Source organism: Kordia zhangzhouensis, from assembly GCF_001005305.1.
GTDB lineage: Bacteria > Bacteroidota > Bacteroidia > Flavobacteriales > Flavobacteriaceae > Kordia > Kordia zhangzhouensis.
The window spans coordinates 1-988 of the sequence record NZ_LBMH01000036.1; the positions used below are offsets into that span (position 1 = coordinate 1).

Here is a 988-nt window from a genome sequence, read left to right on the forward strand (position 1 = left end):
GCCTACCACCAAACCAAAGGCCGCATGGAAAATAGTTGCTGGACTTACTTGTAATTCTTGTGACATGCTGTGAATCTTAGCGGAAAGATTCTCTGGAAGTGTTACCGTCGATTCTACGATGTTAACACCATCTCCATGAACATTTTGTAATCCAAAAGGTAACGTAGGGGATTCTATAGACTCAAAACGCGCTTTGAAATATGCCTCACTATCACTTACAGACTGTGTATGTAGTACATGACCTATAAAATTTCTGTAGAGACTTGGTGCTGGTAAAGAAGCTGCTTCTCCTGATAAATAGGCAAATACTTCTTTGGTGATGATTTCTAAACCAACATGATCCATAATAAGATGATGTTGTTTTAATAAGAGATAATAATTTTTCGAATCTTCTGCCGTATGTAATTGTAGTAAGGGGCCTTTTGAGACATCCATATAGTGATGCCCACTTTTTACAATGGCTTGTAATTCTTCTACAACCGATGTTTTTCCTTGTAATACAATTGGTGTTACTGGAAGTACTGCTTCTCGCAATACAACCTGTACAGCATGAGGAAGATTTTTACTCAAAATACACGTTCGTAATACATCATGACGATTTATTACAAAGGATAAGGCTTCTAAAAAGGCAGCTCGCTTTGATTCACTGGAAAAGGATAATAACGTTGGAGTGATGTATACATCTTGCCTGTTTTTTGTACTCATCAAATAGTGAAAGTAAATACCCTCTTGTAATGGGGATAAAGGATAGATATCTTCAATATTTTCTGCGCCACCATCAACCAAATCCATGATTGTTTCTAAATGATCCTGTTCAAAATCGAGCAATGGAACCATCTCTGGAGTAATGTAGTTACAACCATCTACAATACCATTCGCCGGAACAACATATGCCAGTTCTTGTTCTTTTAATGCTAACGCAAGTTCACTAGGCGTTGGGTTGGTGAATACATCGTTGACAGTTACTTGCATGTTATTTTTTTGCAAT

Annotated in this window: 1 protein-coding gene; it reads right to left on the bottom strand. The window is 37.3% G+C overall.

Annotated elements, in window-relative coordinates; all coding sequences use genetic code 11:
* Window positions 1-972 (bottom strand): condensation domain-containing protein (locus AA088_RS17435; protein WP_206539846.1); only part of this gene is annotated, 972 nt, incomplete at its 3' end.
* Between the last annotated feature and the right edge of the window lie 16 nt (window positions 973-988).